Origin of the sequence: Kosakonia sp. ML.JS2a (assembly GCF_025642095.1) — a bacterium.
Taxonomy (GTDB): Bacteria; Pseudomonadota; Gammaproteobacteria; order Enterobacterales; family Enterobacteriaceae.
In genome coordinates this window covers 2,112,758-2,138,715 of the sequence record NZ_CP106754.1, presented here as the reverse complement: position 1 = coordinate 2,138,715, position 25,958 = coordinate 2,112,758, and the positions used below count along the sequence as shown (strand labels likewise).

Sequence of the window (25,958 nt, the reverse complement as noted above, 5' to 3'; positions counted from 1 at the left end):
ATCACCTCGGTTCGGCTTGTGGCGATGTGGAAACTGCTGCCGGAGACGCTGGCGCGGTTGCACCCGCTGCCTCTGGCTGTGTAATCGCGCTTACTGGCGCATTCTGACTTTCGGCGTTTTCATGCAGAATGGCCTGTTCTGCCTGCTTATTAAGAACCAAAAGACTAATTCGGCGGTTGATTGCTTCATCCGGACCTGCGTCAGCCATGCGCATTGTTGCCGCCATGCCGACCACCCGAAGGATCTTGCCGTTGTCCAGCCCTCCGGCAACCAGCTCACGGCGCGACGCGTTGGCGCGATCGGCGGAGAGCTCCCAGTTGCTGTACCCTTTCTCGCCGTTGGCGTAAGGGAAATCATCGGTATGGCCCGACAGGCTGATCCTGTTGGGGATCCCATTTAGTATTGGCGCAATCGCCCGTAAAATATCTCGCATATAGGGCTCAACCTCCGCACTGCCGGTCTTAAACATCGGCCGGTTCTGGCTGTCGATAATCTGAATGCGTAGCCCTTCCTGCACCAGGTCGATTTTCAGATGCGGACGTAATGCGCGCAGCTTGGGATCGGCTTCAATTAACTGGTCCAGATCACCGCGCAATTTACTCAGGCGCGATTGCTCCATGCGTTTTTTCAAATCATCAATGTTGGGCTGTTTTTGTATTTCGCCCTTTTGCTGTGTGTAGTCATCGCCACCGCCCGGAATCGGGCTGTCGCTGTTAGAAATTCTCGGCCCACCCGTGACCGCAGTTGCCAGCGGCGTGCGGAAATATTCCGCAATCTGGATGAGTTCTTTCGGGCTGGAGATGGAGATCAACCACATCACCAGGAAAAACGCCATCATCGCCGTCATAAAGTCGGCATAGGCTATCTTCCAGGAGCCGTGACCGCCGCCGCCGTGGCCTTTATGTTTTTTTCGTTTTACAACAACGATTGGATGGGACTGATTTTTCATGCGTCCTCAGTCGTCGTCTGTTGGTTAGGGTTTCTCACCGCACGTACATGTTCATCCAGTTCGACAAACGACGGACGCTCACTGGAGTACAGCGTTTTACGACCAAACTCGACCGCGATTGGCGGTGCGTAACCGTTAAGATTCGACAGCAATGTGATCTTCACGCACTGCATCATTTTGGCGGTTTCAGCACTCTTCTGGCGCAGTACGCTGGCCAGCGGAGAGATAAAACCGTACGCCAACAGAATACCGAGGAACGTCCCCACCATCGCGTGAGCAATCAACGCACCCAGCTCAGCGGCCGGACGGTCCGCCGACGCCAACGCGTGCACCACGCCCATAACCGCCGCCACGATACCGAATGCCGGGAGAGAATCCCCTACCGCCGCCAGCGCATTCGCGGGAACTTCGGCCTCGCTTTCGTGCGTTTCGATCTCCTCATCCATCAGCGCTTCAATTTCGAAGGTGTTCATGTTGCCGCTGATGATGAGTCGCAAGTAATCCACGATAAATTCAAGCATGGTTGCGTCCGCGAGAATCCGTGGATAACTGGCAAAAATCTCGCTCTCTTTGGGGTTTTCAATATCGCGTTCCAGAGAGAACATACCCTGTTGACGTGATTTCGCCATCAGGCGATAAAGCAACGCCAGCAAGTCCATATACATGCTTTTGGTGTATTTCGAACGGCGAAACAGCAAAGGCATCGCTTTCAGCGTTCCTTTGATGGCTTTACCGTTGTTGCCTACAATGAATGCACCAACACCCGCGCCACCGATGATGATCAGTTCAGACGGTTGATAAAGTGCGCCGAGTTCTCCGCCGGTCATCATATAACCGCCAAAGACTGCGCCAAGAACAACCAGGTAACCTAATACGATAAGCACGACATCATCCTTCTGCTAATGACTAAGGCTAGGGATAAACATTTCAGAGGGTTAACGAATCGGAGGCAAAAAAAAGCAGCGGCATTACTGCACCGCTGCTGGAGTGTTTTCCACCTGATTCGGTCAAACAGCCTGATCGATCTGTTCATCCAGCAGTTGTGGAATAATATCGGCAGCATCGCGGGAAAGTTTACGTCTTTTTACCGCGCGAGACGGCGGCTGGCATAAACTGCAGGCGAAACTACCAACAGGCTGGTGTGCATGAGTAATAAAATTACCACCGCAGCAATTACAGCGAGACAACTCCAGCATTCCGCTTTCCACGAAACGAACCAGCGTCCAGGCGCGGGTCAGCGCCAGCAGTGGTCCCTCCTCAGCTTGAGGGCATTGTTCGAGGTAGAGTCGGTATGCTTTGATGACCGCATCAACACCGCTGCACAGACCTGTTTTCAGTAAAAATTGCCAGGCGTTACAGAACATGGATGCATGGATATTTTGCTCCCAGGTCATGAACCAGTCGGTGGAAAATGGCAGCATGCCTTTCGGCGGCGGGCTACCACGCAACTCTTTGTAGAGTTTAATGAGACGACCACGGCTCAGTTGCGTCTCACTTTCCAGCATTTGCAAACGTGCGCCCAGCGTGATCAGTTCCATTGCTAACTGGATGTCGCGGGCTTCCTGAACAATGCTTTTTTCGCCCATCTTTAAGCCCTTTTCTTTCTGGCCGCATCGCCGGTCTGTGAAGACTCATTAAGCAGGCGTGTGGAAAGTAAAATCCCGGTGTGGACTTGCTGTAAGTCATCCACGCGTGATTCCTGGGTCAGACGAGTAATGGTCTGGTGACTGTCAAAACGGAACTGGCAGATAAGCTGGTTAGTTTCAGCCAGTTTTACCATTTGCGGAAGGGTTAACTCACCCAGTGTGGTAGCCATTTCTTCGTTAATGCCAAGACGGAACATTGCGGACGCTTTGTCCTGGCTGATCAAACGCTGAGCAAGGAGTAAATACGACAGGTTGATGTCGTAAACATGTTTCAGCAACTCGGATGTATGCATTTTTCCCATCCCGAATAACCAACTTGTATCTTATGCGGCTAAGCCGCACCCCGTGATGTCGCCGGGAAAAAACCCGGTATAAAAAAAGAAAGGCTAAATGCATAACTGACTTAGGATCGCATGTGCAAGGGCGCTTCGCTCAAATGTTATTGCCCTGCTAAGTTCTTAATCATTTCTTACAAAGAACTAAGATTTTTCCTAATTCGACGCAACTGTACTCGTAGGTGCTGCCACATACAATCTGACTCGTGCGAAATTTTGAAATTTTTGTGATCCACGTCACATAATTTAAGTGATTCCGGACAATAAATCTATCAGTCACGCTTCATATTTGATGTTTTTTTGTCCGATTGACCACCTTTTCTATTCCTTTCTGACGAATACTCATGCAACCCTGCGCCTAAACATTGTTAACTGGTCGGAGGTTTACCCTGCTGCGTCATTTACATTCAGACAAATGTATCTACAAAAGACACAAAAACAAAAACCAATACAAAACAATAAATTACGTTTTAAGCATGGCTACATAATAAAGGTGCGTTATCATTCAGATACACTTAGTCAGTGCTATCAATAATTTAACAATTTGATCTTAAATTCTCTTAATTTTAGATAAGATTTTAAATTCGATTAACCCGCTCAAACCGCGACCATGCCATTACGTAAGAATAATTAATGAATATTTATGATAACCTTCACATCACAGCAATATTTCCGGGTTGCACTGCCTGCAGAAAGGGAGTAATGGTGAGAAAAATTTGATTCAAATCGGGGAGAGAGACATGTCTTATGCTCATCTTCTGGTCGCAGTGGCGGTCACGCCAGAAAGCCGGCAACTGCTGGCGAAAGCTATTGATATCGCCCGTCCATTCAACGCCCGCATCACCCTCATTACCCTCGCAGCCGACCCGGAACTGTATAATCAACTCGCCGCACCGATGATGGAGAATGTGCGTGAAGTTTTACAGGAAGAGACGCAACAGTTTATGGATGAACTGGTCAGTAGTGCGGGTTATCCGATTGAACGCGTGATCATTGCCTCAGGTGAGCTAAGCGAACATATCCTGCATACCTGCCGCAAACAGGCTGTCGATTTGGTGCTGTGCGGCAACCATAACCAGACGTTTTTCTCGCGTGCCGCCTGCTCCGCGAAGAGTATTGTCAGCGCCAGTGAGGTCGATGTGCTATTGGTGGCATTAGCCCGCTAACAGGCTCCCGTCAACACGGGAGCCTGTATCCTTATGCCAGCTTAGGAAAGGTCGCCACTTTACTTTGTAGCTGGCTTTGCGCGCTACGTGGCGTGATGCGCTTTAAATCGCTAATAAACCTTTGTTGCCAGTGGTCTATGTCATTGTCCTTGATGATCTCCAGCATCTCCGCATGACGTGAAATACGCTCAGCAAGCGGCATTCTGAGCGCGCAGTCCATCGCTGCGGCCACATCATCCCTGTCATACGGGTTCACAATTAACGCCGAGGTGAGCTCATTTGCCGCACCAGCGAATTGCGACAGAATAAGCACCCCCGGATTGGCAGGATCCTGAGCCGCAACATACTCCTTCGCCACCAGATTCATGCCATCACGCAGGGGCGTTACCAGCCCGACTTCCGCATAGCGGAACACTTTCATCAGCACCTTGCGGTCAAAATGCTGATTCAGATAGTAGAGCGGTGTCCAGCCAAGCTGACCGTATTTGCCGTTAATCCGCCCGGCCTCGGTTTCCAGTTGATGACGAATGTCCTGATACGCCTGAACTTCCCCCCTTGAGGTGGGTGCAATCTGCGTATAACGGATTTTGCCGTGATGCTGAGGATATTTCTCCAGCAGCGTTTCATAGGCAAGAAAACGCTCCGGCAGCCCTTTGGAGTAATCCAGACGTTCTACCGAAAAGATATTCTTCACATTTTTAAGTTCGTTCTTCAGCTGCGCCAGTTTTGGCGGCAGCGGTCCGGCGGCCTGCTGCGCGATCTCTTTTGGCTCGATCCCGATAGGGTAGACTTCGGTACGGAAGTTTTTGCCCCACGCCACATGGTTTTTACCGCTGCGCGTAGTCAGGCGAGTCTGGACCGACAAACTATCAAGAAACGCCAGTCTGTCGCTTTCCGTCTGGAAGCCAATAAGATCGTAATCGCACATCTGTTCCAGCAATTCCGCATGTGGCGGCAAGGCGTTGAAGATCTCCGGCGTCGGGAATGGAATATGCAGGAAAAAGCCAATCTGGTTATTGACCCCACGCTGGCGCAGTTCACTGGCAAAAGGCAGCAGATGGTAGTCGTGGATCCACAGAATGTCATCAGGCTTCAGCAATGGCAGCAGCTTGTCCGCTAACAGGGCATTCACCTCCCGGTACCCTTCCCAGGCTTCGCGCTGGTAATTCACCAGGTCCAGGCGGTAATGAAATGCGGGCCATAATACGGCGTTGGAAAATTGCGAATAATATTGCTCGTAATGTGCTTCACTTAGGTTAAAAGAGGCCCAGGTGATATTGCCCTTAGTGACCTTTTTTAGCGGTTTGTCCTCGTCGCCAATGTCACCGCTCCAGCCAAACCACAATCCACCGGTGGCTTTTAATGCGCCCAGAATCCCTACAGCCAGCCCGCCAGCGCTGGCTTTTTTATTATCAGGCGGTGCAATACGATTAGATACTACGACTAAGCGACTCATAGTCATCTCTCCTGTTTGTTAGCGCCCGTTGTTCTTGTTGTTGATAGTCGGCAAGACGTTCAAGCCACTGGTGCACATCGCTGACGCTTTCCAGCCGCCATTTTGCCTGGGTTGCCCCAGAGCCGACTTTAATCGACACGCCTCCCAGTCGATTAACGACGATAAAACCATGCTCATCGGTAAGGTCGTCCCCGACAAACACTGGCTTTCTGCCGCAAAACGGGGGAGTTTGTAAAAAAGCCTCAATCGCCGCGCCTTTATGAATACCGGACGGTTTAAGCTCCACCACGCATTTTCCCGGTTGCATAGCCAGTTGCGGGAAGCGTGCGACCATTTTTTTCGCCAGTGCAAACACCGCATCCTCATGCTGCGGCGCCTGGCGGTAATGCAGCGCAAAGGCCATCCCTTTGGCTTCCAATTCAACGTCGCTTAGCGTTGATACACCTTGCCGGAGCTCACGTTCCAGCGGCAACAATACATTTTCCGGTAACGTCACCCGTTCGGTTTGACCGTTGATATCGCGGCGTTCCGCCCCATGCACCCCGGCGAGAGGGAAGCTATACGGCCTGGCGAGCCTTTCCAGCTCGGCAATTGAACGCCCTGAAATCAACGCCAGCGCACCGTCGTTCATCTCTGCAAGCAATGCAAGTCTCGCCAGCACATCATCCGGGACACAGACATCGTCCGGATGCGGTTTAATGTCCGCGAGGGTGCCATCCAAATCGAAAAAAAAGGCAAAATTACCGGAAAAGAGAGGCGGTACAGATAATGCGTTTTCCACCCTGGTTTCCTCCTTACAGTCATGATGAGAGTCTTTATTCAAAAACATCTCATTTTCATTAGCCATGTAAGTATAGACAGTGTGACGCTGCTCGCCATTTTAAGCATGACTTACCAGCCGGATTAGCGGCTGGTAAGGAGTAGACGTAAACTAAAAGATTGTGTCGGGAATTTATGCGGGATGTATCAGACGGTACGTTTGGCTTTTTGTTTGTAGCGGTCGAAAATAACGGCCGCCAGCAGAATCAAACCACGTACCACATATTGCGAGAAAGGCGAAATATTCAGCAGGTTCATGGCATTTTCCACCGTGCCGAGAATCAAAATCCCCGCCACCACATAAGAAATTTTACCAATCCCCCCTTTCAGAGACACGCCCCCCAGCACACAGGCTGAAATCACGATCAGCTCATAACCAATCGAGGTCATCGGCTGTCCGCTGGTCATGCGCGAGGCAAGGATAATGCCCGCTGCTGCCGATACCAGACCAGACAGCACAAAGATGATGATCTTGGTTCTGACCACCGGAACACCCGCCAGACGGGCCGCCTCTTCATTACCGCCTATCGCCAAAGTGTTACGGCCAAAGGTGGTTTTGTTGAGCAGGAAACCAAAAATAATCAGGCATCCGACGGTCAACCATATCGGCGCAGGCAGCCCCAGCCAGTTGGCATAGCCCAGTGCAAAGAAGCGTTCGTCTTCGATGCCCACGGCTTTACCATCGGAGATAATATACGCCAGCCCGCGCACAATCTGCATGGTGGCAAGCGTCGTGATCAGAGCGTTGATTTTTAAGCGTGCAATCACAAAGCCGTTGATTAACCCGCTGACAATGCCAAGCAGTAAACCGGCAAAGACGCCAATCCACAGGCTTTCTGTCACGTTAATGACCACTGCCGTGGTCACCCCGGCGCAGGCAATAACGGAGGCAACAGACAGGTCAAAATCCCCGGAAGCCAGGCAAAATAACATACCGCAGGCGACCATGCCCGACATGGAAATGGCCAGCCCCAGCCCTTTCATATTGACGAAAGAGGCAAAGTTCGGCACAAAAACGGCGCAGCCAATAAACAGCACGGCGAAGACCACCAGCATGCCAAACTGATCCCAGATGCGACCGAAACCGAAAGTCGACTTTGATGCGCGGGACGTTGTTAAAGATGACATCATTTTCTCCTCACTCAGGCGACAGCCTGGCTAACTTTAGGCATCGCGAGGCTCAGCGCCTGCTGTTCATCGCCCTGACCGTGTAACAGCTCACCGGCGATTTCGCCTTCCCGCATCACAACAATGCGGTCGGCAACGCCCAGCACCTCCGGCAGATCGCTTGAGGCAAACAACACCGCAACCCCCCGGGACGCCAGCGCATAAATCACGTTATAGATTTCATGTTTCGCCCCGACATCAATGCCGCGGGTTGGCTCATCCAGCAAAATGACCTTCATCTCTTCGGAGAGCCAGCGGCCCAAAATGGCTTTCTGCTGGTTTCCCCCGGAGAGATTCATAATCAGCTGATCCGCGCCCGGCGTTTTGATATTGAGTGAACGAATATGGTGCTCGGCATTCTGGCTTTCCCAACCATTGTCGATCAGGCAACCGGCGCGGATATATTTGCGTCGGGCGCTGATATTAATGTTCTCCTGCACTGAATGAACCGGGATGATGCCCTCCGCTTTGCGATCTTCCGGGCACAGCATCATGCCGGCATGGATGGCATGCGCCGGTTTCTGAATATCCACCGCCTCACCATCAATGAACACGCGCCCTTCGGTGATGCGCGTGCCGCCAAACAAGCCTTTCATCAATTCGCTGCGCCCGGCGCCCACCAGCCCGAACAGGCCGACGATTTCACCGCTGCGAACGCTCAGGCTAATCGGCGTTCGCACGCCCGGTGCTTTTACCTGTTCGAGACGCAGGCGTTCCTCGCCATATTCCCGCGGCTGCCAGCCGTAAATATCACCCAGCTCGCGCCCGACCATCGCCTGCACCAGTTGGTCATGGTTGACCTGCTGCATATCAGTGAAGGTGCGCACATAGCGACCATCTTTAAAGACGGTGATCGCGTCGCTCAGGGCGAAAATTTCTTCCATGCGGTGCGAAACATACAGGATCACCCGCCCCTCTTTGCGCAGTTCGCGGATCACGCGGAATAGGTTGTCGATTTCGCGCGCCGAAAGTGAGCTGGTCGGTTCGTCAAAAGCGATGATTTTGGCATTGCGCGCCAGCGCTTTGGCAATCTCCACCATTTGCCACTGCCCAATGGAGAGATATTTCAGCGGTGTTTGCGGATCGATATCCAGACCCAGATGCTGAAGCTGCAAGCCCGCTTCGTAATTCAGCAGCGAACGATTTACGATGCCGCTTTTATGGGGGAGTTGCCCGAGATAGATATTCTCGGCAACGGTCATTTCCGGCACCAGGTGTAATTCCTGGTAAATAATCGCCACTCCGGCATTAAGCGCCGCCGTGGTATCGGCAAAAGAGACCTCTTCACCTTTGATCGCCAACGTTCCGGTGGTCGGCGCATAGTTGCCGCTAAGAATTTTTAAGAGTGTCGATTTACCCGCGCCGTTTTCACCCATCAAGGCGTGGACTTGCCCGGCGTGGCAATCAAAACTGATCTCACTGAGCGCTTTCACACCGGGAAATGTCTTGCCGATGCCGCGAAAAGAGAGATAAGGAGTAGACTGTTGCATACCGTCTCCGTAAAGCAGTTCATTGTACGTCTGGCTCCCCGCCAGCGCGGGGAGCACAACCAACAGAGAATTACAGTCCTTTTTTCGCCAGCTCTTCTTTGAAGTTGTCGCGGGTGATCAGTACAACATCCGTCACCGCTGTAAATTTCGCAGGTTCAACGCCTTTGGTTACCCAGTTGTACAGCAGCTCACTGGTTTTATAACCGTGTACGTCCGGGCTTGGCAGCAGAGAACCAAAGAAGCCAGTGGCCTGCGCTTTCGACAGTTCGCTTACCGCATCAACACCGTTAATACCGATACCAATCACATCGGCTGCTTTAAAGCCCTGCCCTTCAGTTGCACGGACACCGCCAAGAACGGTGTTATCGTTCATCCCCAGCACCAGCCAGTGTTTGACTTCCGGGTGCTGAACTAACAGGGAGTTACCGGCATCGAATGCGCCCGGGATATCGTTAGATTTGGTGGGGACCTGGTAGATCTGTTTTTCCGGGAAACCGGCTTTTTTCAGCGCATCCATGGAACCGGTCGTGCGGCGGCGAGCGGTATCCAGCTCATTGGCGGTAATAGCCATGACTGCTGTATCTTTCACATTCCAGCCGCGTTTTTGCATCTCTTTATAGAGTTCCTGACCCTGGCGGGCACCAATTTCACTCGCCGCCATCATCACCAACGGAACGCTGGTCATCGGTTCGCCTTTGGCGTTCACGAACTGGTCATCCACAGCGATGACTTTCATATCGTATCCGCGCGCTTTCGCGACAATCGCCGAGCCCAGTTTCGGATCCGGAGTACAGATAACAAACCCTTTTGCGCCGCTGGCCGCGAGGCTATCGATGGCGTTCAGCGTTTTTTCGCCGTCCGGCACCGCAATTTTAATCACTTCAAAGCCTAAATCTTTACCTGCCTTATCAGCGAATTTCCATTCTGTCTGGAACCAGGGTTCTTCCGGTTGTTTCACCAGAAAACCCAGCTTCATTGTTTCAGCGATAGCGGATTGTGACATAACGGCAGCCAGACCGATGGCCGCCAACGCTTTAGTGAATTTGTGCATGGTAAACTCCAGCTTCAGCTTTCTTTTATGTAGGGAAAATTAAAAATCGGCATATTTAAAAGTTCATAAAACAAGGCATTAGAGTCCATGTATCCCTGGACCTCTGTGCTGGAAATAGTTTTAGCGGGAAATTGATTCTCCATAGGAGAGCGCCATCACACCGCTGAATTACAGTAATTCCGTACATAAATTCAGCGATATTGCACATAAAAACGGAGGTTTTTGTCGGACAAATCGAAAGGGTAAAAGCAGAATTATCCATAAGGTCAGCCAGCTTATCCTTGTGCCCGAATGCAGGTCTCATCCGGGCGGAAAAATTACCAGCTATAGTAGATATGATCGGCGTGATCTCGCGCCGGCGTTTCGTCCCCCAGTAAACGGGCAGCGACAGTGAAAGCAAAATCGAAAGCCAGCCCTAACCCTTTTCCGCTGATCAGGTTGCCATCTTCCACAACCGGTGCATCGACGTACACCCCATCCGCCACGGTTTCATACAGATCGCCTGAGCACACATAGCGGCGACCTTTCAGTAAACCATTGCCGCCAAGCACGCGGGCTGCGGCTGAGCAGATAGGGCAAATCAGTTTACCTGCTGCATCATGGCGCTCAACAAAAAGCACCACCTCTTTACTGGCGGCAAGGTTAACACTGCCTTGCGGGCCGCCAGGCAATACCACAGCGTCGTAAAGCGCGTCCATACGTTCAGTAAGTGTGCTATCTGCGACCATGGGAATCGCGTGATAACTGACAACCGCCCGGGATCCTGCACAGGCCAGTGTTTCCACCTCAATATTCAGGCGGCGTAAAATATCAATGGTAATAATCGCTTCCGCTTCTTCAAAACCGGGCGCCAACAACACCGCCACTTTTTTCATCTCTGACTCCTCACGTTGAAGGTTAGTTAACCAAACGGAGGGTATTGTTGATCAAAACGATGTTTCAAAATCCTCGTTTCGTCACAACCCAGGCAGTCAGCACGTATGATGGCAATATTGTTGGGTGATGAATCAGTGGGCTTCGCCCTGCGGGGTGAACTTCAGTTCAATCAATGCAATGGCTTTCTGGATTGCGCGGCGCGTAACCGGGTCGGCAGCGGCGGCATTATTGGAAAAATCAATATTTTTTAGCTGGTTAGACATTTTTTCACGCACTTCAACCGGCGCGATAACGTCAATGACATCAAGGATTTGCTTGATCACTAACTGGCAGGCTACAACGTCCGATACCAGTTCCTGGTCAACTGAGAGATTTTGCGACATAGGAAGCTCCTTTTATAAAGGGCGTCATAGTACCGGGAATTGCCGGGTAAAAGTAGTTTTGCTGGTCAGGCGTAGCGGATTGCGGGCATAAAAAAACCTGCTTCAGCAGGTTTTTTTATCATCAGAACATAGCGCCTGGCGGTACGTCTTTGAAGGTTTTGCAATAGGTTTCGAACATGTGCTTCAGAATTTTACGCAGTTTCATTTGTTACTCCGGCGATTTGTTATGCAGGTGTTACGTCTCTATGCGTACATAATATGACCTTCATCACAGAAATCAAGCTATATGTGATAGAAATCACGTTTCAAAAAACACATATGCAGTAGCTTTGTTAAAAATTCAATTATAAATCCTGCAGTTAGGATGCTAAAAACTTCTTTGGCATTATCAAATATTTTTGCAAATGGCAGACAAATAAATGACTGAAAGCACCCTTTCGCGGAAGACAGGAGGTCTTTCTCCCGCTGCGCTACTGGTAGCCGGCGCTTTCTTTATGGAGTTTATCGACGGCACGGTGATTGCCACCGCGCTGCCGGATATGGCAAAAACCTTCGGCGTGGAAGCGGTGGCGCTGAATATTGGTATTAGCGCGTATCTGATAACCCTTGCCGTGCTGATCCCCGCCAGCGGTTGGATTGCAGACCGCTTTGGTGCGCGCAATGTGTTCTCGCTGGCGCTACTGATTTTCACCGTTGCATCGGTGCTGTGCGGGTTGTCCACCAGCGTCGATATGTTTGTGTCAATGCGTATCTTACAGGGCATTGGCGGCGCGCTGATGGTGCCCGTTGGCCGGCTTGCCGTACTGCGCACTACGCCAAAACATCAATTAATTACGGCCATCGCCACGCTGACCTGGCCCGCACTGGTCGCGCCGATCATTGGCCCGCCATTGGGGGGGTTTATTACTCACTATGCGGACTGGCGTTGGATCTTCTTTATTAATGTGCCGCTGGGCGTACTGGCCATTGCGCTGGCGCTGCGTATTATCCCCAATATTCGCGAAGAGGAGCGTCGTCCGTTCGATCTGCCAGGCTTTATCGCCACGGCGATCGCAATGGTGAGCCTGGTCTATGCTATGGAAGCCTTAGGCTCCGAGCATCCTCAGGGCATGTTAACGCTGGGTCTGCTGGCGCTGGGTGCGGTGACGCTTGCCTTCACATTGCGTCATTTCCGGCGCGCCCAATGGCCAATGATTCGTCTGGATGCCATGGCGGTGGCCACGTTTCGGGTAACGATGTATGGCGGTTCGCTGTTCCGCGCCTCCATCAGTGCAGTACCGTTCTTGTTACCGCTGCTGTTCCAGGTGGGGTTTGGGATGGATCCTTTTCACGCCGGGTTGCTGGTGCTGGCGGTCTTTGCCGGGAATCTCAGTATCAAACCCGCCACAACGCCGCTTATCCGCTGGCTGGGCTTCAAGAAGCTGCTGCTGATCAATGGTGGGTTGAATGTGCTGGGGCTACTGGCTTGTGCATTACTAACGTCGCATACGCCTGTATGGCTGACCTTTGTGATCCTCTACCTCGGCGGCGTTTTCCGTTCCGTACAGTTTACCGGCGTCAGCACGCTGGCCTTTGCGGATGTACCCTCATCACAGATGAGCTATGCCAACACGCTGTTCAGCACCGCCACACAACTGGCCGTAGGGTTAGGCATTACACTTGGCGCGATTGGCATTCGCATCGGAGAGTACGTCAGCCAGTGGTTGCATATTACGGCGGTTGAAGGGATCAGTTTTCGACTGGCGTTCGTCTTTATCGCACTGATTTGCCTGGTCGGGATGGTGGACACGCTACGCCTGACAAAAAATGCAGGCAGCGCGGTATCGCAGAAAAAAGCGGCGTAAAACAGGCCGCAATGATGCATTGCGGCCTGCTGATTATCAGGCGAGAACTTCGCGAACGAACGCTTCGATCTCTTTGCTCTGGCAGTTTTCAAAGAAGCACTGCTGGAAGCGTTCACCCGAAACGGCGGTTTTCACCAGTTCACGGTCAATCGCGCGCAGGGTATCAAGATAATTCTCTTTGACCACAGCGGCTTTAACCTGATTCAGAATACCGGCGTTACGCACCTGCGGCTCTTTACGCTCTGGCGGATAGCCTTCACCTTTACGGCCAGTGAACGCTTTTTCAAAGATAAAGCGCACATTGAGTTCTGCTCCCCAGCCAAAGCCTTTGGCGAATGGCAGCGCCAGCGCGTTACCGTTGTTGATCTGCGCGAACAGGAAAGCATCCGCCGGGTCGATACAGTAGCCGCATACCACGCCAGGATGGATATTCAGCGACATCAGCGCGCCCTGCCCGGTACCGCAGCCGGTCACCACAAAATCAACCGCTTTAGAATTAAGCAGAATGCTGGCCATAATCCCCAGATGGATGTAAGTCAGATGATGGTCATTTTCGTCACTCATGCCCACGTTGAATACCGGGAAGTCCTTCTCATCAGCAACGGTTTTCAACTCTTTGAGAATGATGGCGTTCTTCGCCGCCTGGCTGTTTTCCATCATCAGTGCAATTTTCATTTTTGATCTCCTGTAAGCATGCTTCAGATAGCAAAGGTTGAGTAAACCTTACTACCTGACAAACATACTTTCAAATTTAATGAAAAATGGTTTTAAAAATCAAAATGCCGCTCACAGTTTTACCGTCCCGTAGAGGTCACCCGCAAACGGAACGCTTGGCCGTTTTCATGAATAGCGGCAGTTCCGCTGGCTATTCCACCGATTGCCTCCAAATCAACACGATAAGATGAGATCATGCCAAAATGAATCAGGGCGATTTCATGAAAACAATTGCTTTAGTTGCCTCACTGGTACTGCTCAGTGGCTGTACCATCACCAAAGAGGCGAAAATCAGTGAAGTGGATACCACCAGTGGGCTGGTGCGTCTGAGCTTTGACCAGCAGATGATGCAGAATGCGACCTATGATCAAGACAACGCGCAAAGGACGGCGAATAAACAGTGCCAGCAGATGGGGTACGCCACCGCCTTCTTTTATGGAAAACCGGTAGAAACCTGTAGCCTGATCAGCGGTTCTGCCTGCATGAACAAAACAGTGACGCTGCAATACCAGTGTCGCGGCATGGCTTTTAATCACACAACGCCCACCTGGTAATTCCCTGAGCCAGCGACAATACGCTGGCTTTTTCTTTTATTAATAATCAAAACAATTCTCATTTATTTATTATTGCCGCGCAATGCGTGTTATTCTCATTCTCTTTTTTAAGCGATGTATTTTTTATTTTACCTTTTGCAAATAATTAAATAACAAATTATAGTGGCCGCTCTTATATCAATGATTTATTTCCTGGAGCGCACCATGCTAAAAGCAGAGATGATTGAAAAATTAAATGAACAAATGAATCTGGAACTGTTTTCTTCCCTGCTCTATCAACAAATGAGCGCATGGTGCAGCTTCCACAGTTTCGAAGGTGCGGCCGCATTTCTGCGCCGTCATGCACAAGAAGAAATGACCCACATGCAGCGCCTGTTCGACTACCTGACGGATACCGGAAGTCTCCCGCGGATTAACGCTATTGAATCACCGGTTGCAGACTATGCTTCGCTGGATGTCCTGTTCCACGCGACATATCAACACGAGCAACTGATCACGCAAAAAATTAACGAACTGGCCCACGTCGCAATGACCTCGCAGGATTACCCAACCTTTAATTTCCTGCAATGGTACGTGGCAGAGCAGCACGAAGAAGAGAAACTGTTTAAATCGGTGATCGATAAATTATCACTGGTTGGTAAAAGCGGTGAAGGTCTTTATTTCGTCGATAAAGAGCTGGCAACTCTCGACGCGCAGAACTAATAAAATGGGCGGTAAGGTATCCCTTTACCGCCCGCTTTATTAATGGTTGCAGATTTTACTTTCGTGAGTGGAAAACCCGTCTTCAACGGGAACAAATTTTCCTTTGGATGCAAGAAACGCAACCAGTTCCACCGCTGTCATTCCCTCGGCTGAGCACGTGTGAAAACGCGTATCCGCCCCAAAGCGGGTGATAATTGCCGCCGCCAGGCTCTCATTTGAATAGTGCTCGCCCGATGCAATCATCATATTCAGTACTTCGTGACCGTGAACCGATGCCATAAATCCTCCTCGCAAAAGATGCATCATAAACACAACATTAGGGACGAATGTTGCGCTAAAACAGGTTTACATGCATCCGGCGCAGCTGGTGCATCGCCAGTCCTGCTTATTAACCGCCTGATAAAAATAACGGTAATTTTCCGTTTCCAGCGCGATGCTATGGTCATAAAACAGATCGGTTAGCCAGTCGACATTTTCAATAATCCACGCGTCTTCTTCCAGTCCCTGCGCAAATGTCTCATCATCGGGATCGATAATGGAATAGATGGCCCACGTGCCCATATCTTTCTCTCGCCGGGGTTCAGGCAATTCGACCGGCTTGTCCATCCAGCGAATGATCCAGTGCCCGTGGCAAAGTAAATTTCCGTTGCGCGACCACGTTGCCGTGAAGGGATTGACGCTCTGCATCCGCTTCCTCTTTTTTTGATAATTTATCATTATTTTTTAAAGTACTGCGAATTGTCGCGCAAACCTATTCCCCTGATGAAGTAGTCAAATACCCTGATTCCGCCAGGCAGATGACCGAAAACCATGTTCGTAAACAAATAATTACACCCATTGTAACGGTCGTTTGACGAAATCACTGAATTCCCTTACTCTGCGCGGCAGATTGAATTGGCAGTGCGTTTTATTGCAGAGGAAAGCGTGAAAAATCGGACACTTGGTAGTGTTTTTATCGTTGCCGGCACCACCATTGGCGCAGGAATGTTAGCAATGCCGCTGGCGGCAGCGGGAGTGGGGTTTGCCACTACGTTGGTTTTGCTGTTTACGCTGTGGGGAGTGATGTGTTACACCGCGCTGTTGTTGCTGGAAGTTTACCAGCACGTTCCGGCGGATACCGGGCTTGGATCGCTGGCGCGGCGCTATCTGGGGCGCTACGGGCAGTGGGTTACCGGCTTTAGCATGATGTTTTTGATGTATGCCCTTACGGCAGCGTATATCAGTGGCGCAGGTGAATTACTGGCCTCCAGCCTTAATCAATGGCTCGATTTGCAGCTCTCTCCTGTCGCTGGCGTATTGATGTTCACCGTTATTGCCGGAGGCGTGGTTTGCATTGGCACCTCGCTGGTCGATCTGTTTAACCGTTTTCTGTTCAGCGCGAAGATCATTTTCCTGGTGGTCATGCTGGCGTTGTTGATGCCGCATGTGCATCAGGCCAATTTGTTAACCCTGCCGCTGGAAAAAGGTCTGGCATTGTCCGCTATGCCGGTAATTTTCACTTCGTTTGGTTTTCACGGCAGCGTGCCCAGTATCGTCAGTTATATGGGCGGCAATATTCGAAAACTGCGCGGGATCTTCATTACAGGCAGCGCCATTCCGCTGGTTGCTTACATCTTCTGGCAACTTGCCACACTCGGCAGCATTGATTCGTCTACTTTTCTCGGGCTGCTGGCCAGTCAGGCAGGTTTGAACGGTCTGTTGCAGGCGTTACGCGAGGTTGTCGCCTCTCCCCATGTGGAGTTGGCGGTGCATCTATTTGCTGATCTGGCGCTGGCAACATCGTTCCTTGGGGTCTCACTGGGATTGTTCGACTACCTCGCCGATCTTTTCCAGCGTCGCAATAATGCTGTCGGTCGCCTGCAAACAGGTCTGATCACCTTCCTGCCCCCGCTGGCATTTGCTCTGTTTTATCCCCGCGGGTTTGTAATGGCGCTGGGCTATGCTGGCGTAGCGCTCTCTGTGCTTGCGCTGTTGCTGCCATCAATGCTGGCGTGGCAAAGCCGTAAACATCATCCGCAGGGAGAATATCGCGTGCTGGGCGGCAGACCCGTGCTGTGCCTGATTTTTGCCGCGGGTATCGCCATTATTGCCATCCAGTTTTCCATCGTTGCCGGGCTACTGCCGGAAGTAGGCTGACGGGATGAATAATAAAACGCGCGAGCATATTATGGCTCGCGCGTTTTTTATGGGGACAGTAAATCGCAGGTACAAAAAAACGCTAAGTATCCCGGTAAAACGAACCATTCACTTTTAGAGATCTTCCGACATATTAATGATGTCTTCTGACGAGATCACCATGCGTAAAGCCCGATTAATCGAACACCCGATCATTACTGAGGTGCCGACTGAGCTAGCAGAACGCTAGCCACGATAAGGTTTTAAGAAGCTGTTCCAGTTGCTTCGCAGGAAGGGTAATACCTGTAACCATAAACGCGTTCACCGGATTGACTGCCCGCTTCTCGCTCCATGCCTACTACACGATGTTGATATTGTGTTGCCCTAGAAAAGCATCATACTAAATGTGATCTTTTCTGATACAAATTAGGAGATCGGCAACGGATGCCAACTGTAGCAGCATCCGTTATTAGCAATAGTTTTATTTTTTGCTAACCTGCCTTATCGACCACTCAACAAATGCAATAAGCAGAACTGCTGTAATAGCTGAGAATAAGAAATACAACACAATTAAATTGTTATCCAGCCGATCGGAGTAATCGCGCATCTCGCCAAGTCCCAGCCTGGTTATAAAGTCTGTGAACGGAATATAGATACTATTGACCAGCGGCCGCAAAGCTCCACTGATTGCAACCAGATAACTGAGCACAAGGAAAGCAATAAGCCGTGTGGCCCATTTAGCGATGACTGACATTACAATTCCTTCCTGTGTTACCGGTTACTATAATCTCACCATACGCCATCAGCCCGTTACCGCCAGAGACAGGCATTTTATGCGCATGAAGTAATGCCGCGCGAACGGCGTAAAAATCAGCCCGCCGATAGAATGTTATGCATCCTTCGCTAAGCCCTGTCCCATCAGGCCTTAACGGATGTAGCCGGAAACTGCTTCGGTAGTAATAACCTGGGCCAGCTTTAAACTGCGTCCTGTCATCAATCACACCATCCTGACGAAACAAACCAAACCAGTCATCATAGCTGTTACCTGTAGCCACTTCTTTCGCCCACTGGTTTAACTCACTTAATCGTTTCGTCCATCACCTGAATAAGTACCTCCATAAAAGCGCCACGTACAGACGCCAGTCCATTGCCTTTCGGTAGAACGTTACGCAGATTACGCGCATTTTTCCTTTAGAGCAAAAGCGCAAATGGCAATGGATTTGCAATGAAAAATGCGCCTTGCTTGCTATAGCGGCTTTCACTTTAAATCAGGATCATTTTTTAAGGGACAATGGCTGCAAGAGTGCGCGAGACAGGTGAGAAGATGTCGCTTCAGAGCGGTTTACAGTGCGTTTGGTGAGATATGCGAAAAATGATGCTGGCAAACAGCGTGGCAGTGACGGAAGGTGAAAAAATTAGAAGTTTTTTCGTGAGTTTAAACGAAACACCCTCACTTCTGATGGTGTCTGCCGAATATTCAGACGCTGGCGGAGAGGAGTACATAAGGGTTGAAGCGGCTAACCTCCTCGCCCAGCCTGTCATTGACGTGTTTCATGGCCTTCATCAGCGGCGTCAACTCACTGGTGGCAAACACCCAGGCGGCTTTTTCCTTATCGACGAATAAGACATTACCGTTGCCGCCGCGCAGGGCCGTGGCGATCTCTATACGGAAATGCATTGAACCGTAGCGGGGTTTAAATCAGAGATTGATCCTCAGGAATGGATTATTGCTCGAGCGGCACATTCGATTGATGACGGTGGATTTATCCCCGCAGACACCTTCCCTGCCTCCCATTATGGGGACAGGCAGTTAAGCCCTTCCGTTTAATTATTATTATCTTCCTTGTTCACCACAGGGAGGATGCCGAACATTATCGCCACTCGGCAAATTACAGGCACAAAAAAACCACCTTTCGGTGGTTTAACGACACTGCTTATTGCTTTGATTATTCTGATGTTTCCCCATGGTACCCGGAGCGGGACTTGAACCCGCACAGCGCGAACGCCGAGGGATTTTAAATCCCTTGTGTCTACCGATTCCACCATCCGGGCTTCGGGAAGAAATTGGAGGCGCGTTCCGGAGTCGAACCGGACTAGACGGATTTGCAATCCGCTACATAACCGCTTTGCTAACGCGCCAGATTCTTCAGGCTTTTCAGCCTGCATCCGCTAATAAAGCCGATGTTTTAAATTGGAGCGGGAAACGAGACTCGAACTCGCGACCCCGACCTTGGCAAGGTCGTGCTCTACCAACTGAGCTATTCCCGCATTATCAAGTATTGTCTAATCACTTGATTTTATTATCTTCTGACGAGCTAAGCTGCCTTCCGATGCGTTGCATTCTACTTACCTGACGCACTGAGTCAACGATATTTTTCAAAAGGCAGATCGTTTGCTGAAAATTACGACGAAACGATCACTGTTCAAGCAAATCGCCGCGCGCTGCATTCAGGTATTGCAGCATTGACCACAGCGTCAGTACTGCCGCAACAAAGAACAACGCAACACCGGCATATTCCACCCACACATTGGGGCGCCACAGCAACCACACCAGCGCCACCATTTGTGATGTCGTTTTGACTTTCCCGATCCAGGAAACCGCCACGCGGCTGCGTTTCCCCATCTCCGCCATCCATTCGCGCAGCGCGGAAATAATGATTTCGCGGGCGATCATCGTGGCGGCCGGTAATGTCACCCACCAGCTATGATAGTGTTCGGCCACCAGCACCATGGCGATCGCCACCAGGACTTTATCGGCAACCGGATCAAGAAATGCGCCAAAACGCGTGCTCTGGTTCCAGCGGCGCGCCAGAAAGCCATCAAACCAGTCAGTCACCGCGGCGCAACAGAAAATCAGTGCGCACACAAACGGAGCCCACTGAAAAGGCAGGTAAAACGCCAGCACGAAAAACGGGATCAGGATGACGCGAAAAAGGGTGAGCAACGTAGGAATATTGAATCGCATAGCGGCGTTAACTGTCTGTTGTCCGTGGATATTCGCTCTATGTTGCTACAGAGCCCTCAATGTTTCAACGAGTAGAAGATCTTTTCTGCCAGTCCCTGGGAGATGCCCGGCACTTTTGAGATTTCTTCAATACTGGCATTAAGTAATCCTTGCAAGCCGCCCATATACTTCAACAACATCTGGCGGCGTTTTGGCCCCACACCTTCGATGGTTTCCAGCGTACTGGTATTTTTCACTTTCGCACGTTTTTTACGGTGACCACTAATCGCATGATCGTGTGATTCATCACGAATATGCTGGATAACATGCAACGCAGGAGAATCCGGCGGCAAACTGAAACCCTCGCCTTCCGGTTCGAAGAACAGCGTCTCCAGCCCGGCTTTACGATCGGCGCCCTTCGCTACCCCTAACAGCAAGGGTTTATGCTTGTCCCAGGGAACGTCCAGCTCGGCAAAAACCGTTTTCGCCTGCCCCAACTGCCCTTTGCCGCCATCGATTAAAATCACGTCCGGGATTTTACTCTCCTCAATGGCCTTTCCATAGCGGCGGCGCAGTACCTGGTTCATCGCTGCATAATCATCCCCCGGCGTGATCCCGGTGATATTATAGCGACGATACTCTGCACGCAGCGGGCCATTGGCATCAAACACCACGCAGGACGCAATCGTCTGTTCCCCCATGGTATGACTGATATCAAAGCACTCCATCCGTTTAACCGCTGGCAGCTCCAGTACGCTGGCCAGCGCAGCAAGACGCTGATGGACCGTGGACTGTTGCGAAAGTTTGGTACTGAGCGCCGTAGCAGCGTTGGTGCGCGCCAGCTTGAGATAGCGGGCGCGGTCGCCACGTGGTTTTGTCTGCACGTTGACGCGCCGCCCAGCCAGTTCCGACAGCGAGTCGCTGAGCAGCGTTTTATCGCTCAGGTTAAAATCCAGCAGGATCTCGCCAGGTAATGTACGCATCTGGCTTCCCTGCAAATAGAACTGGCCGACAAAGGTTTCCACCACTTCTCCCAGCTCCGTACCACCAGGCACTTTCGGAAAGTAGCTGCGGCTACCCAGTACTTTCCCCTGTCGGATAAACAACACGTGAACGCAGGCCATACCGGCATCAAACGCGACGCCAATCACATCCAGATCGTCGCCCGTATTGGACACAAACTGTTTTTCTGTCACGCGACGCACCGCCTGGATCTGATCACGAATACGTGCAGCTTCTTCAAACTCCAGCACCTGGCTGGCTTTTTCCATACGCGCGATAAGCTGCGTCAGCACCTGGTCGTCTTTGCCCGCCAGGAACATGCGCACGTAATCCACTTGTTGCGCATACTCCTCTTCACTCACTAACCCGGCAACGCAGGGTCCAAGGCAGCGGCCAATCTGATATTGCAGGCACGGGCGCGAACGGTTGCGATAAACGCTATTTTCACACTGGCGCACCGGGAAAATTTTCTGTAATAGCGCCAGAGTTTCACGCACCGCGTAGCCATTCGGGAAGGGGCCGAAATACTCCCCTTTAGCGTGTTTCGCCCCGCGATGCATCGCCAGGCGTGGGTGCGTATCCGCGCTAAGAAAAATAAAGGGATAGGATTTGTCATCACGCAGCAGCACGTTATAGCGGGGCTGGTACAACTTGATGTAGTTATGTTCCAGCAGCAGCGCTTCCGTTTCAGTGTGCGTAACGGTCACATCAATTTGCTGGATCTGCGCCACCAGCGCTTCGGTCTTGCGCGACGCGAGGTTGCTACGAAAATAGCTGGAAAGCCGTTTTTTCAGGTCTTTCGCTTTACCTACATAGATAACGGTACCGCCGGTATCATACATGCGATAGACACCGGGTTTGCTGGTAACCGTTTTAAGAAATGCTTTCGAATCAAAAACTTCAGTCACTGACTTGTTAACGTCTCCGCATTGCACAAACCATGGCGAATGGCGAGGTGCGTCAATTCGACGTCACCGTGAATGTTCAATTTACTGAACATCCGGTAGCGATAGCTGTTCACCGTTTTCGGGCTCAGATGTAACTGTTCCGAGATCTCGTTGACCTTCTGGCCCCTTGTGATCATCAGCATAATCTGCAATTCGCGCTCAGACAACGTGGAGAACGGCGAGTCCGTTTTTTCGGGTTCGATTTGGCTCAGCGCCATTTGCTGCGCGATATCGGAGGCGATATAACGCTGACCGGAATGTACAGAGCGGATAGCATTAACCACTTCCTGTGGTGCCGCGCCTTTACTGAGGTAGCCCGCTGCGCCAGCCTGCATCACTTTGGCAGGCAGAGGGTTTTCGGTGTGGACCGTGAGCATAATGACTTTGGTGTCGACATTGCCGCGCGCAATTTTGCGCGTGGCTTCAAGGCCGCCAATGCCGGGCATGTTCATATCCATCAATACAACATCGACGGAGTTGGCGCGACACCATTTGATGGCGTCCTCACCGCAACAGACCTCGCCAGTGACTCTTATGCCCTTAATATCTTCGAGAATGCGTCGTATCCCTGCGCGCACCAGTTCATGGTCATCAACAAGTAGTACGTTGATCAAAGGAGTATCTCCGGAATAGGGATAACGCTGCTGAAAACTAATTCACCGTATATTAGCTTTTTTTTACCTAACAGTGAACGACTAAAAACAGTGGCGACCGGATTTCGCTCTCGTTTCTGGAAATTAGAGCGACATAAAGCGGAAACTTTTCTTCCGGTCTCAAGCGCAGCGGGAAAAAATTTAAACACCAATTTTCATAAAGTTACCAAAAAATCGTTTTTCTGCTATCGATAATTATCCCGCAGGATTTGTAACAACAATTAACTCTGACTAAACCTGAAGTAAACATATATTTTCGGGCAACCCAAAAACTGTGTGTTTTTAATGCATCAGCAGTTTAATTTAATAAACCATCCAGCGACGATCAAAAAACAACCACTGCTATCTTTTGCTGACCTTATGGTATACTCCGCCGCTTTGACAGTGATCGTCGCGCAGTTGCGCGACAACGTAATGAGGAAAATAAATTGAGCACACCGGATTTTTCCACTGCTGATAATGCAAAGGAACTGGCACTGGAGGTTTCCTGCCTGAAATCATTGATGACACTGATGCTGCAGGCAATGGGTCAGGCTGACGCAGGCCGCGTCATTCTTAAAATGGAAAAACAAATCGACCAGTTGGAAGATGAAACGCAGGCTGCCGTGTTTTCCAGCACTGTTAAGCAGATTAAACAGGCTTATCGCCAGTAATAAAAACGGCTGCCCGGGTTACCAGGCAGCCGCTGATGTCTGACGCGCAGAATTCAAATCATCCCGGTCGCCGCCGCATAGCAGGCAATCTGCGTTTTATTCGGCGCATTGAATTTTTTCTGCATGTTTTTTTGATGGAAATTGACCGTATTTTCGGAAATAGACAAGATCATCGCGATTTCCGCTGATGTTTTCCCTTCCGCCGTCCACTTCAGTATTTCTCTTTCACGTTTACTGAATTTCATCTCGGGCGCCATCACCATCTCGTTTTCCAGACGGGAGAGCATTAACAAACTCATCTGCACCAGCGTTTGCAGGCGCATCTCAATTTCGTCCTCGTCCATCATTTTGCCAAACACATTATTACGCGAAACAGACAGAAAGCCCATGGCGTGATTCGGCAACATCAGGCATTGAGATATCCCTTTGCGCAAACCGTGATCGCGCGCGGCATCCCATAACGTCATCGCATCCTGAAAGAGTTTATCACTCCAGGGCAAATGCCCCTGGATGAAATTTTCCGCCTTCAGCACCGGGTCAATGGCGAAGTAATTCTCCGCCTGATAGTGCGACATCCACGCCTGAGGATACGTACTTTCAACGCTAATCTTTGGCCGGGTAAACGGCACCGGATGACGTACGCAAAGCGCAAAATAATCAAATTCCAACTGCTGCGTCTGGCGCTGCAGCTCCGAATAAATCTCTTCCGCCGTTGTCATCTCCTGAAAACGTGACAAGATTTCACGTCTCCAGGTAAAAAAAGCTTTCTCCTGCATACCGACCGGTAATACCCCTGAGTTTTAATAATCATTATTTTGTATACAACAAACTAACACATAAAACTTAATTATGAATATAAAATATCGGGATATCTGGAAATAAATTGGATTTATTGACGGGTTTTACAACAACATCAGGAAGGAAAAACTGCCTGTTTTTTCAGGCGCAATGCGGGGCGGCATAAATATGCCCTTATAATCTGTATGCAATTAATCCAACGCGAACAAATTTAACTTAAGTTAAATTAATGCAATTCAGTGAAAGGCACTGGCGGAATCGCCCATTATTACCGTAACAAAAATTTTTCCAGAAACTGGCGCGTACGCGGCTGCTGCGGTTCGCTAAATAGCGCTTTTGCCGCGCCCTCTTCAACAATGCGCCCCTGGTCCATAAATATGGCCCGGTCGGCAACGTCGCGGGCAAAACTCATCTCATGGGTGACGATCACCATGGTGCGTTTCTCCTGCGCCAGTTGGCGAATGGCGGTCAGGACCTCCCCGACCAGTTCAGGATCCAGCGCCGACGTCGGCTCATCAAACAGCAGCACATCCGGGCGCATCGCCAGCGCACGGGCAATCGCCACGCGCTGCTGTTGCCCACCGGATAACCGCCGCGGATAGCTCATCTCTTTACCGCTTAAGCCCACCTTTGCTAATAGCTCACGGGCGCGCGCAGTCGCTTCCTCTTTTGGCTCGCCTTTGACAATCACCGGCCCTTCAATGATGTTCTCCAGCACCGTACGGTGTGGAAACAGGTTGAAGTTCTGAAACACAAAACCCACATGCTGGCGTAACTGGCGTATCGCCGCCTTTTGCTGGCTGATGGCGCGGGCAGTATCGATGGTAATGTCCCCCACCCGGATCGTGCCGTTATCGGGTTGTTCCAGCAAATTGATACTGCGCAGTAAGGTCGTTTTACCGGAGCCGCTCGGCCCGATAATCACCACCACCTCCCCCTCCTGCACCTCAAGATTGATGCCGTGCAGCACCGTTTGACCATGAAATGTTTTCACCAGGTTTCTGATTTCGATCGTACTCATTTCGCCTCGCGCTCCGGCCGATTAAGCTGATGTTCGAAATAGTTTTGCAGCGTGGAAAGGAGCGTCGCCATCACCCAGTAGATCAGTGAGGCAGCAAGATACATCGTAAACACTTCCAGCGTACGGGAGGTGATCAGTTGCGCCTGACGAAACAGTTCCGGCACCTGAATGGTCGCCGCCAGCGAGGTGTCCTTCACCAGGCTAATAAAACTGTTGCTCAGGGGCGGTAGCGCAACACGCGCGGCTTGAGGAAGAATTGCCCGGCGTAACGTCTGCCACCGTGTCATGCCAATGCTGGCCGCCGCCTCCCACTGCCCTTTATCAATAGCAGAGATCGCCGCGCGCAGAGTCTCGGCGGCATAAGCCGCAGTGTTCAGCGAAAGCCCAATCATTGCCGAGGGAACCGGATCCAGTTCAATACCAAACTGCGGCAGACCGTAGTAAATCATAAACAACTGCGCAATAAGCGGCGTGCCACGAAAAACGGAGATATAGAAACGGGCGAGCCAGCGTACGGCTAACAGTGGCGACATACGCATTAACGCGAGCACAAATCCCAGCAGCAAGCCAAAGAACATCCCGCCGACGCTCAGTTGCAGTGTAAATACCGCCCCCTTTAACAGATAGGGAGCGGAATCGATAACCAGTTGCAGACTCTCTTGCATTGTGCGCG

Annotated in this window: 29 protein-coding genes, 3 tRNA genes and 2 pseudogenes; 7 read left to right on the top strand and 27 right to left on the bottom strand. The window is 50.9% G+C overall.

Annotated features, from left to right (window positions below; all coding sequences use genetic code 11):
• Position 1: 1 nt before the first annotated feature.
• The 4 genes from motB to flhD form a co-directional block, all read right to left on the bottom strand.
• Complete coding sequence (gene motB / locus N7922_RS10270) at positions 2-949, bottom strand: flagellar motor protein MotB (RefSeq protein ID WP_263100438.1); 948 nt, start codon at positions 947-949, stop codon at positions 2-4.
• Positions 946-1,833 carry a flagellar motor stator protein MotA gene (gene motA / locus N7922_RS10265; RefSeq protein WP_263100437.1) on the bottom strand — a complete coding sequence of 296 codons (888 nt, stop codon included), beginning with the start codon at positions 1,831-1,833 and terminating at the stop codon, positions 946-948. The genes motB and motA overlap by 4 nt, the downstream gene beginning before the upstream one ends.
• A gap of 123 nt (positions 1,834-1,956) precedes the next feature.
• Entirely contained in the window at positions 1,957-2,535 is a 579-nt protein-coding gene (gene flhC, locus N7922_RS10260; protein WP_263100436.1) for a flagellar transcriptional regulator FlhC, read from the bottom strand.
• 2 nt (positions 2,536-2,537) lie between these two features.
• Positions 2,538-2,888 (bottom strand): flagellar transcriptional regulator FlhD, encoded by a 351-nt coding sequence (gene flhD / locus N7922_RS10255; protein WP_263100435.1) that lies wholly within the window; start codon positions 2,886-2,888, stop codon positions 2,538-2,540.
• A gap of 782 nt (positions 2,889-3,670) precedes the next feature.
• Between flhD and uspC the strand changes: the two genes are divergently transcribed.
• Positions 3,671-4,096: a universal stress protein UspC gene (gene uspC, locus N7922_RS10250; protein WP_263100434.1), complete on the top strand. Its 426-nt coding sequence runs from the start codon at positions 3,671-3,673 to the stop codon at positions 4,094-4,096.
• A 31-nt stretch (positions 4,097-4,127) separates the two neighbouring features.
• On the opposite strand, the gene otsA is transcribed toward uspC, so the two are convergent.
• From otsA to azuC, 8 genes are all read right to left on the bottom strand, one after another.
• Entirely contained in the window at positions 4,128-5,552 is a 1,425-nt protein-coding gene (gene otsA, locus N7922_RS10245) for an alpha,alpha-trehalose-phosphate synthase (RefSeq protein ID WP_263100433.1), read from the bottom strand.
• Entirely contained in the window at positions 5,527-6,333 is an 807-nt protein-coding gene (gene otsB / locus N7922_RS10240) for a trehalose-phosphatase (protein WP_263100432.1), read from the bottom strand. Before otsB ends, otsA begins: the two co-directional genes overlap by 26 nt.
• 185 nt (positions 6,334-6,518) lie before the next feature.
• Positions 6,519-7,499: an L-arabinose ABC transporter permease AraH gene (araH, locus tag N7922_RS10235; protein WP_263100882.1), complete on the bottom strand. Its 981-nt coding sequence runs from the start codon at positions 7,497-7,499 to the stop codon at positions 6,519-6,521.
• Between the two features lie 14 nt (positions 7,500-7,513).
• A complete protein-coding gene (gene araG / locus N7922_RS10230; protein ID WP_263100431.1) occupies positions 7,514-9,028 on the bottom strand; it encodes an L-arabinose ABC transporter ATP-binding protein AraG in 1,515 nt (504 codons plus the stop codon).
• A 70-nt stretch (positions 9,029-9,098) separates the two neighbouring features.
• Entirely contained in the window at positions 9,099-10,079 is a 981-nt protein-coding gene (locus tag N7922_RS10225) for an arabinose ABC transporter substrate-binding protein (protein WP_061494336.1), read from the bottom strand.
• A 317-nt stretch (positions 10,080-10,396) separates the two neighbouring features.
• The gene (locus N7922_RS10220) at positions 10,397-10,954 is read right to left on the bottom strand and encodes a DJ-1 family glyoxalase III (protein ID WP_263100430.1); all 558 of its coding nucleotides are present in this window, start codon (positions 10,952-10,954) and stop codon (positions 10,397-10,399) included.
• A 132-nt stretch (positions 10,955-11,086) separates the two neighbouring features.
• Positions 11,087-11,338 carry a DUF2766 domain-containing protein gene (locus tag N7922_RS10215; RefSeq protein ID WP_263100429.1) on the bottom strand — a complete coding sequence of 84 codons (252 nt, stop codon included), beginning with the start codon at positions 11,336-11,338 and terminating at the stop codon, positions 11,087-11,089.
• A 121-nt stretch (positions 11,339-11,459) separates the two neighbouring features.
• Positions 11,460-11,543 carry a stress response protein AzuC gene (gene azuC, locus N7922_RS10210; RefSeq protein ID WP_017458329.1) on the bottom strand — a complete coding sequence of 28 codons (84 nt, stop codon included), beginning with the start codon at positions 11,541-11,543 and terminating at the stop codon, positions 11,460-11,462.
• A 214-nt stretch (positions 11,544-11,757) separates the two neighbouring features.
• Here azuC and N7922_RS10205 point away from each other — a divergent pair, with 214 nt between their 5' ends.
• Positions 11,758-13,182 carry an MFS transporter gene (locus N7922_RS10205; protein ID WP_263100428.1) on the top strand — a complete coding sequence of 475 codons (1,425 nt, stop codon included), beginning with the start codon at positions 11,758-11,760 and terminating at the stop codon, positions 13,180-13,182.
• Between the two features lie 36 nt (positions 13,183-13,218).
• Here the strand turns inward: N7922_RS10205 and N7922_RS10200 are convergent, their stop codons facing one another.
• On the bottom strand, positions 13,219-13,857 hold the full coding sequence (locus N7922_RS10200; RefSeq protein WP_263100427.1) for an RpiB/LacA/LacB family sugar-phosphate isomerase: 639 nt from the start codon (positions 13,855-13,857) through the stop codon (positions 13,219-13,221).
• 260 nt (positions 13,858-14,117) lie between these two features.
• Here N7922_RS10200 and yecR point away from each other — a divergent pair, with 260 nt between their 5' ends.
• Together yecR and ftnA are read left to right on the top strand one after the other, a co-directional pair.
• A complete protein-coding gene (yecR, locus tag N7922_RS10195) occupies positions 14,118-14,450 on the top strand; it encodes a YecR-like lipofamily protein (RefSeq protein WP_263100426.1) in 333 nt (110 codons plus the stop codon).
• Positions 14,451-14,654: 204 nt separating this feature from the next.
• Entirely contained in the window at positions 14,655-15,152 is a 498-nt protein-coding gene (gene ftnA, locus N7922_RS10190) for a non-heme ferritin (protein WP_263100425.1), read from the top strand.
• Between the two features lie 39 nt (positions 15,153-15,191).
• On the opposite strand, the gene N7922_RS10185 is transcribed toward ftnA, so the two are convergent.
• Together N7922_RS10185 and N7922_RS10180 are read right to left on the bottom strand one after the other, a co-directional pair.
• Positions 15,192-15,431, bottom strand: coding sequence for a YecH family metal-binding protein (locus tag N7922_RS10185; protein WP_263100424.1), 240 nt, complete (start codon positions 15,429-15,431; stop codon positions 15,192-15,194).
• Between the two features lie 66 nt (positions 15,432-15,497).
• Positions 15,498-15,839 (bottom strand): hypothetical protein, encoded by a 342-nt coding sequence (locus tag N7922_RS10180; RefSeq protein WP_263100423.1) that lies wholly within the window; start codon positions 15,837-15,839, stop codon positions 15,498-15,500.
• A 237-nt stretch (positions 15,840-16,076) separates the two neighbouring features.
• Between N7922_RS10180 and tyrP the strand changes: the two genes are divergently transcribed.
• Complete coding sequence (gene tyrP, locus N7922_RS10175) at positions 16,077-17,288, top strand: tyrosine transporter TyrP (RefSeq protein ID WP_263100422.1); 1,212 nt, start codon at positions 16,077-16,079, stop codon at positions 17,286-17,288.
• A 460-nt stretch (positions 17,289-17,748) separates the two neighbouring features.
• Here the strand turns inward: tyrP and N7922_RS10165 are convergent, their stop codons facing one another.
• The 3 genes and pseudogenes from N7922_RS10165 to N7922_RS10155 all read right to left on the bottom strand — a co-directional run.
• The gene (locus N7922_RS10165; RefSeq protein ID WP_263100421.1) at positions 17,749-18,021 is read right to left on the bottom strand and encodes a hypothetical protein; all 273 of its coding nucleotides are present in this window, start codon (positions 18,019-18,021) and stop codon (positions 17,749-17,751) included.
• Positions 18,005-18,268 (bottom strand): DUF2778 domain-containing protein, encoded by a 264-nt coding sequence (locus N7922_RS10160; RefSeq protein WP_263100881.1) that lies wholly within the window; start codon positions 18,266-18,268, stop codon positions 18,005-18,007. The genes N7922_RS10165 and N7922_RS10160 overlap by 17 nt, the downstream gene beginning before the upstream one ends.
• A 476-nt stretch (positions 18,269-18,744) precedes the next feature.
• A pseudogene (locus N7922_RS10155) lies at positions 18,745-18,912 on the bottom strand (phage portal protein); the annotation flags it as partial.
• Between N7922_RS10155 and N7922_RS10150 the strand changes: the two are divergent.
• Positions 18,910-19,095, top strand: a pseudogene (locus N7922_RS10150) (hypothetical protein); the annotation flags it as partial. The pseudogenes N7922_RS10155 and N7922_RS10150 sit on opposite strands and share 3 nt — an antisense overlap.
• 137 nt (positions 19,096-19,232) lie before the next feature.
• On the opposite strand, the gene N7922_RS10145 reads toward N7922_RS10150, so the two are convergent.
• From N7922_RS10145 to uvrY, 6 genes are all read right to left on the bottom strand, one after another.
• Positions 19,233-19,319 (bottom strand) — tRNA-Leu (locus N7922_RS10145).
• 13 nt (positions 19,320-19,332) lie between these two features.
• Positions 19,333-19,406 (bottom strand) — tRNA-Cys (locus N7922_RS10140).
• 53 nt (positions 19,407-19,459) lie between these two features.
• A tRNA-Gly gene (locus N7922_RS10135) sits at positions 19,460-19,535 on the bottom strand.
• Positions 19,536-19,683: 148 nt separating this feature from the next.
• Positions 19,684-20,232 (bottom strand): CDP-diacylglycerol--glycerol-3-phosphate 3-phosphatidyltransferase, encoded by a 549-nt coding sequence (pgsA, locus tag N7922_RS10130; protein ID WP_263100419.1) that lies wholly within the window; start codon positions 20,230-20,232, stop codon positions 19,684-19,686.
• A 56-nt stretch (positions 20,233-20,288) separates the two neighbouring features.
• Complete coding sequence (gene uvrC, locus N7922_RS10125; protein ID WP_263100418.1) at positions 20,289-22,121, bottom strand: excinuclease ABC subunit UvrC; 1,833 nt, start codon at positions 22,119-22,121, stop codon at positions 20,289-20,291.
• Positions 22,118-22,774: a UvrY/SirA/GacA family response regulator transcription factor gene (gene uvrY, locus N7922_RS10120; RefSeq protein WP_263100417.1), complete on the bottom strand. Its 657-nt coding sequence runs from the start codon at positions 22,772-22,774 to the stop codon at positions 22,118-22,120. Before uvrY ends, uvrC begins: the two co-directional genes overlap by 4 nt.
• A gap of 467 nt (positions 22,775-23,241) precedes the next feature.
• Between uvrY and N7922_RS10115 the strand changes: the two genes are divergently transcribed.
• Positions 23,242-23,466, top strand: coding sequence for a DUF2594 family protein (locus N7922_RS10115; RefSeq protein WP_263100416.1), 225 nt, complete (start codon positions 23,242-23,244; stop codon positions 23,464-23,466).
• 53 nt (positions 23,467-23,519) lie between these two features.
• Here the strand turns inward: N7922_RS10115 and sdiA are convergent, their stop codons facing one another.
• The 3 genes from sdiA to tcyL form a co-directional block, all read right to left on the bottom strand.
• Positions 23,520-24,242, bottom strand: coding sequence for a transcriptional regulator SdiA (gene sdiA / locus N7922_RS10110; protein ID WP_263100415.1), 723 nt, complete (start codon positions 24,240-24,242; stop codon positions 23,520-23,522).
• A gap of 290 nt (positions 24,243-24,532) precedes the next feature.
• Positions 24,533-25,285 (bottom strand): L-cystine ABC transporter ATP-binding protein TcyN, encoded by a 753-nt coding sequence (tcyN, locus tag N7922_RS10105; protein WP_263100414.1) that lies wholly within the window; start codon positions 25,283-25,285, stop codon positions 24,533-24,535.
• Entirely contained in the window at positions 25,282-25,950 is a 669-nt protein-coding gene (gene tcyL, locus N7922_RS10100; RefSeq protein ID WP_263100413.1) for a cystine ABC transporter permease, read from the bottom strand. Before tcyL ends, tcyN begins: the two co-directional genes overlap by 4 nt.
• Positions 25,951-25,958: the final 8 nt, after the last annotated feature.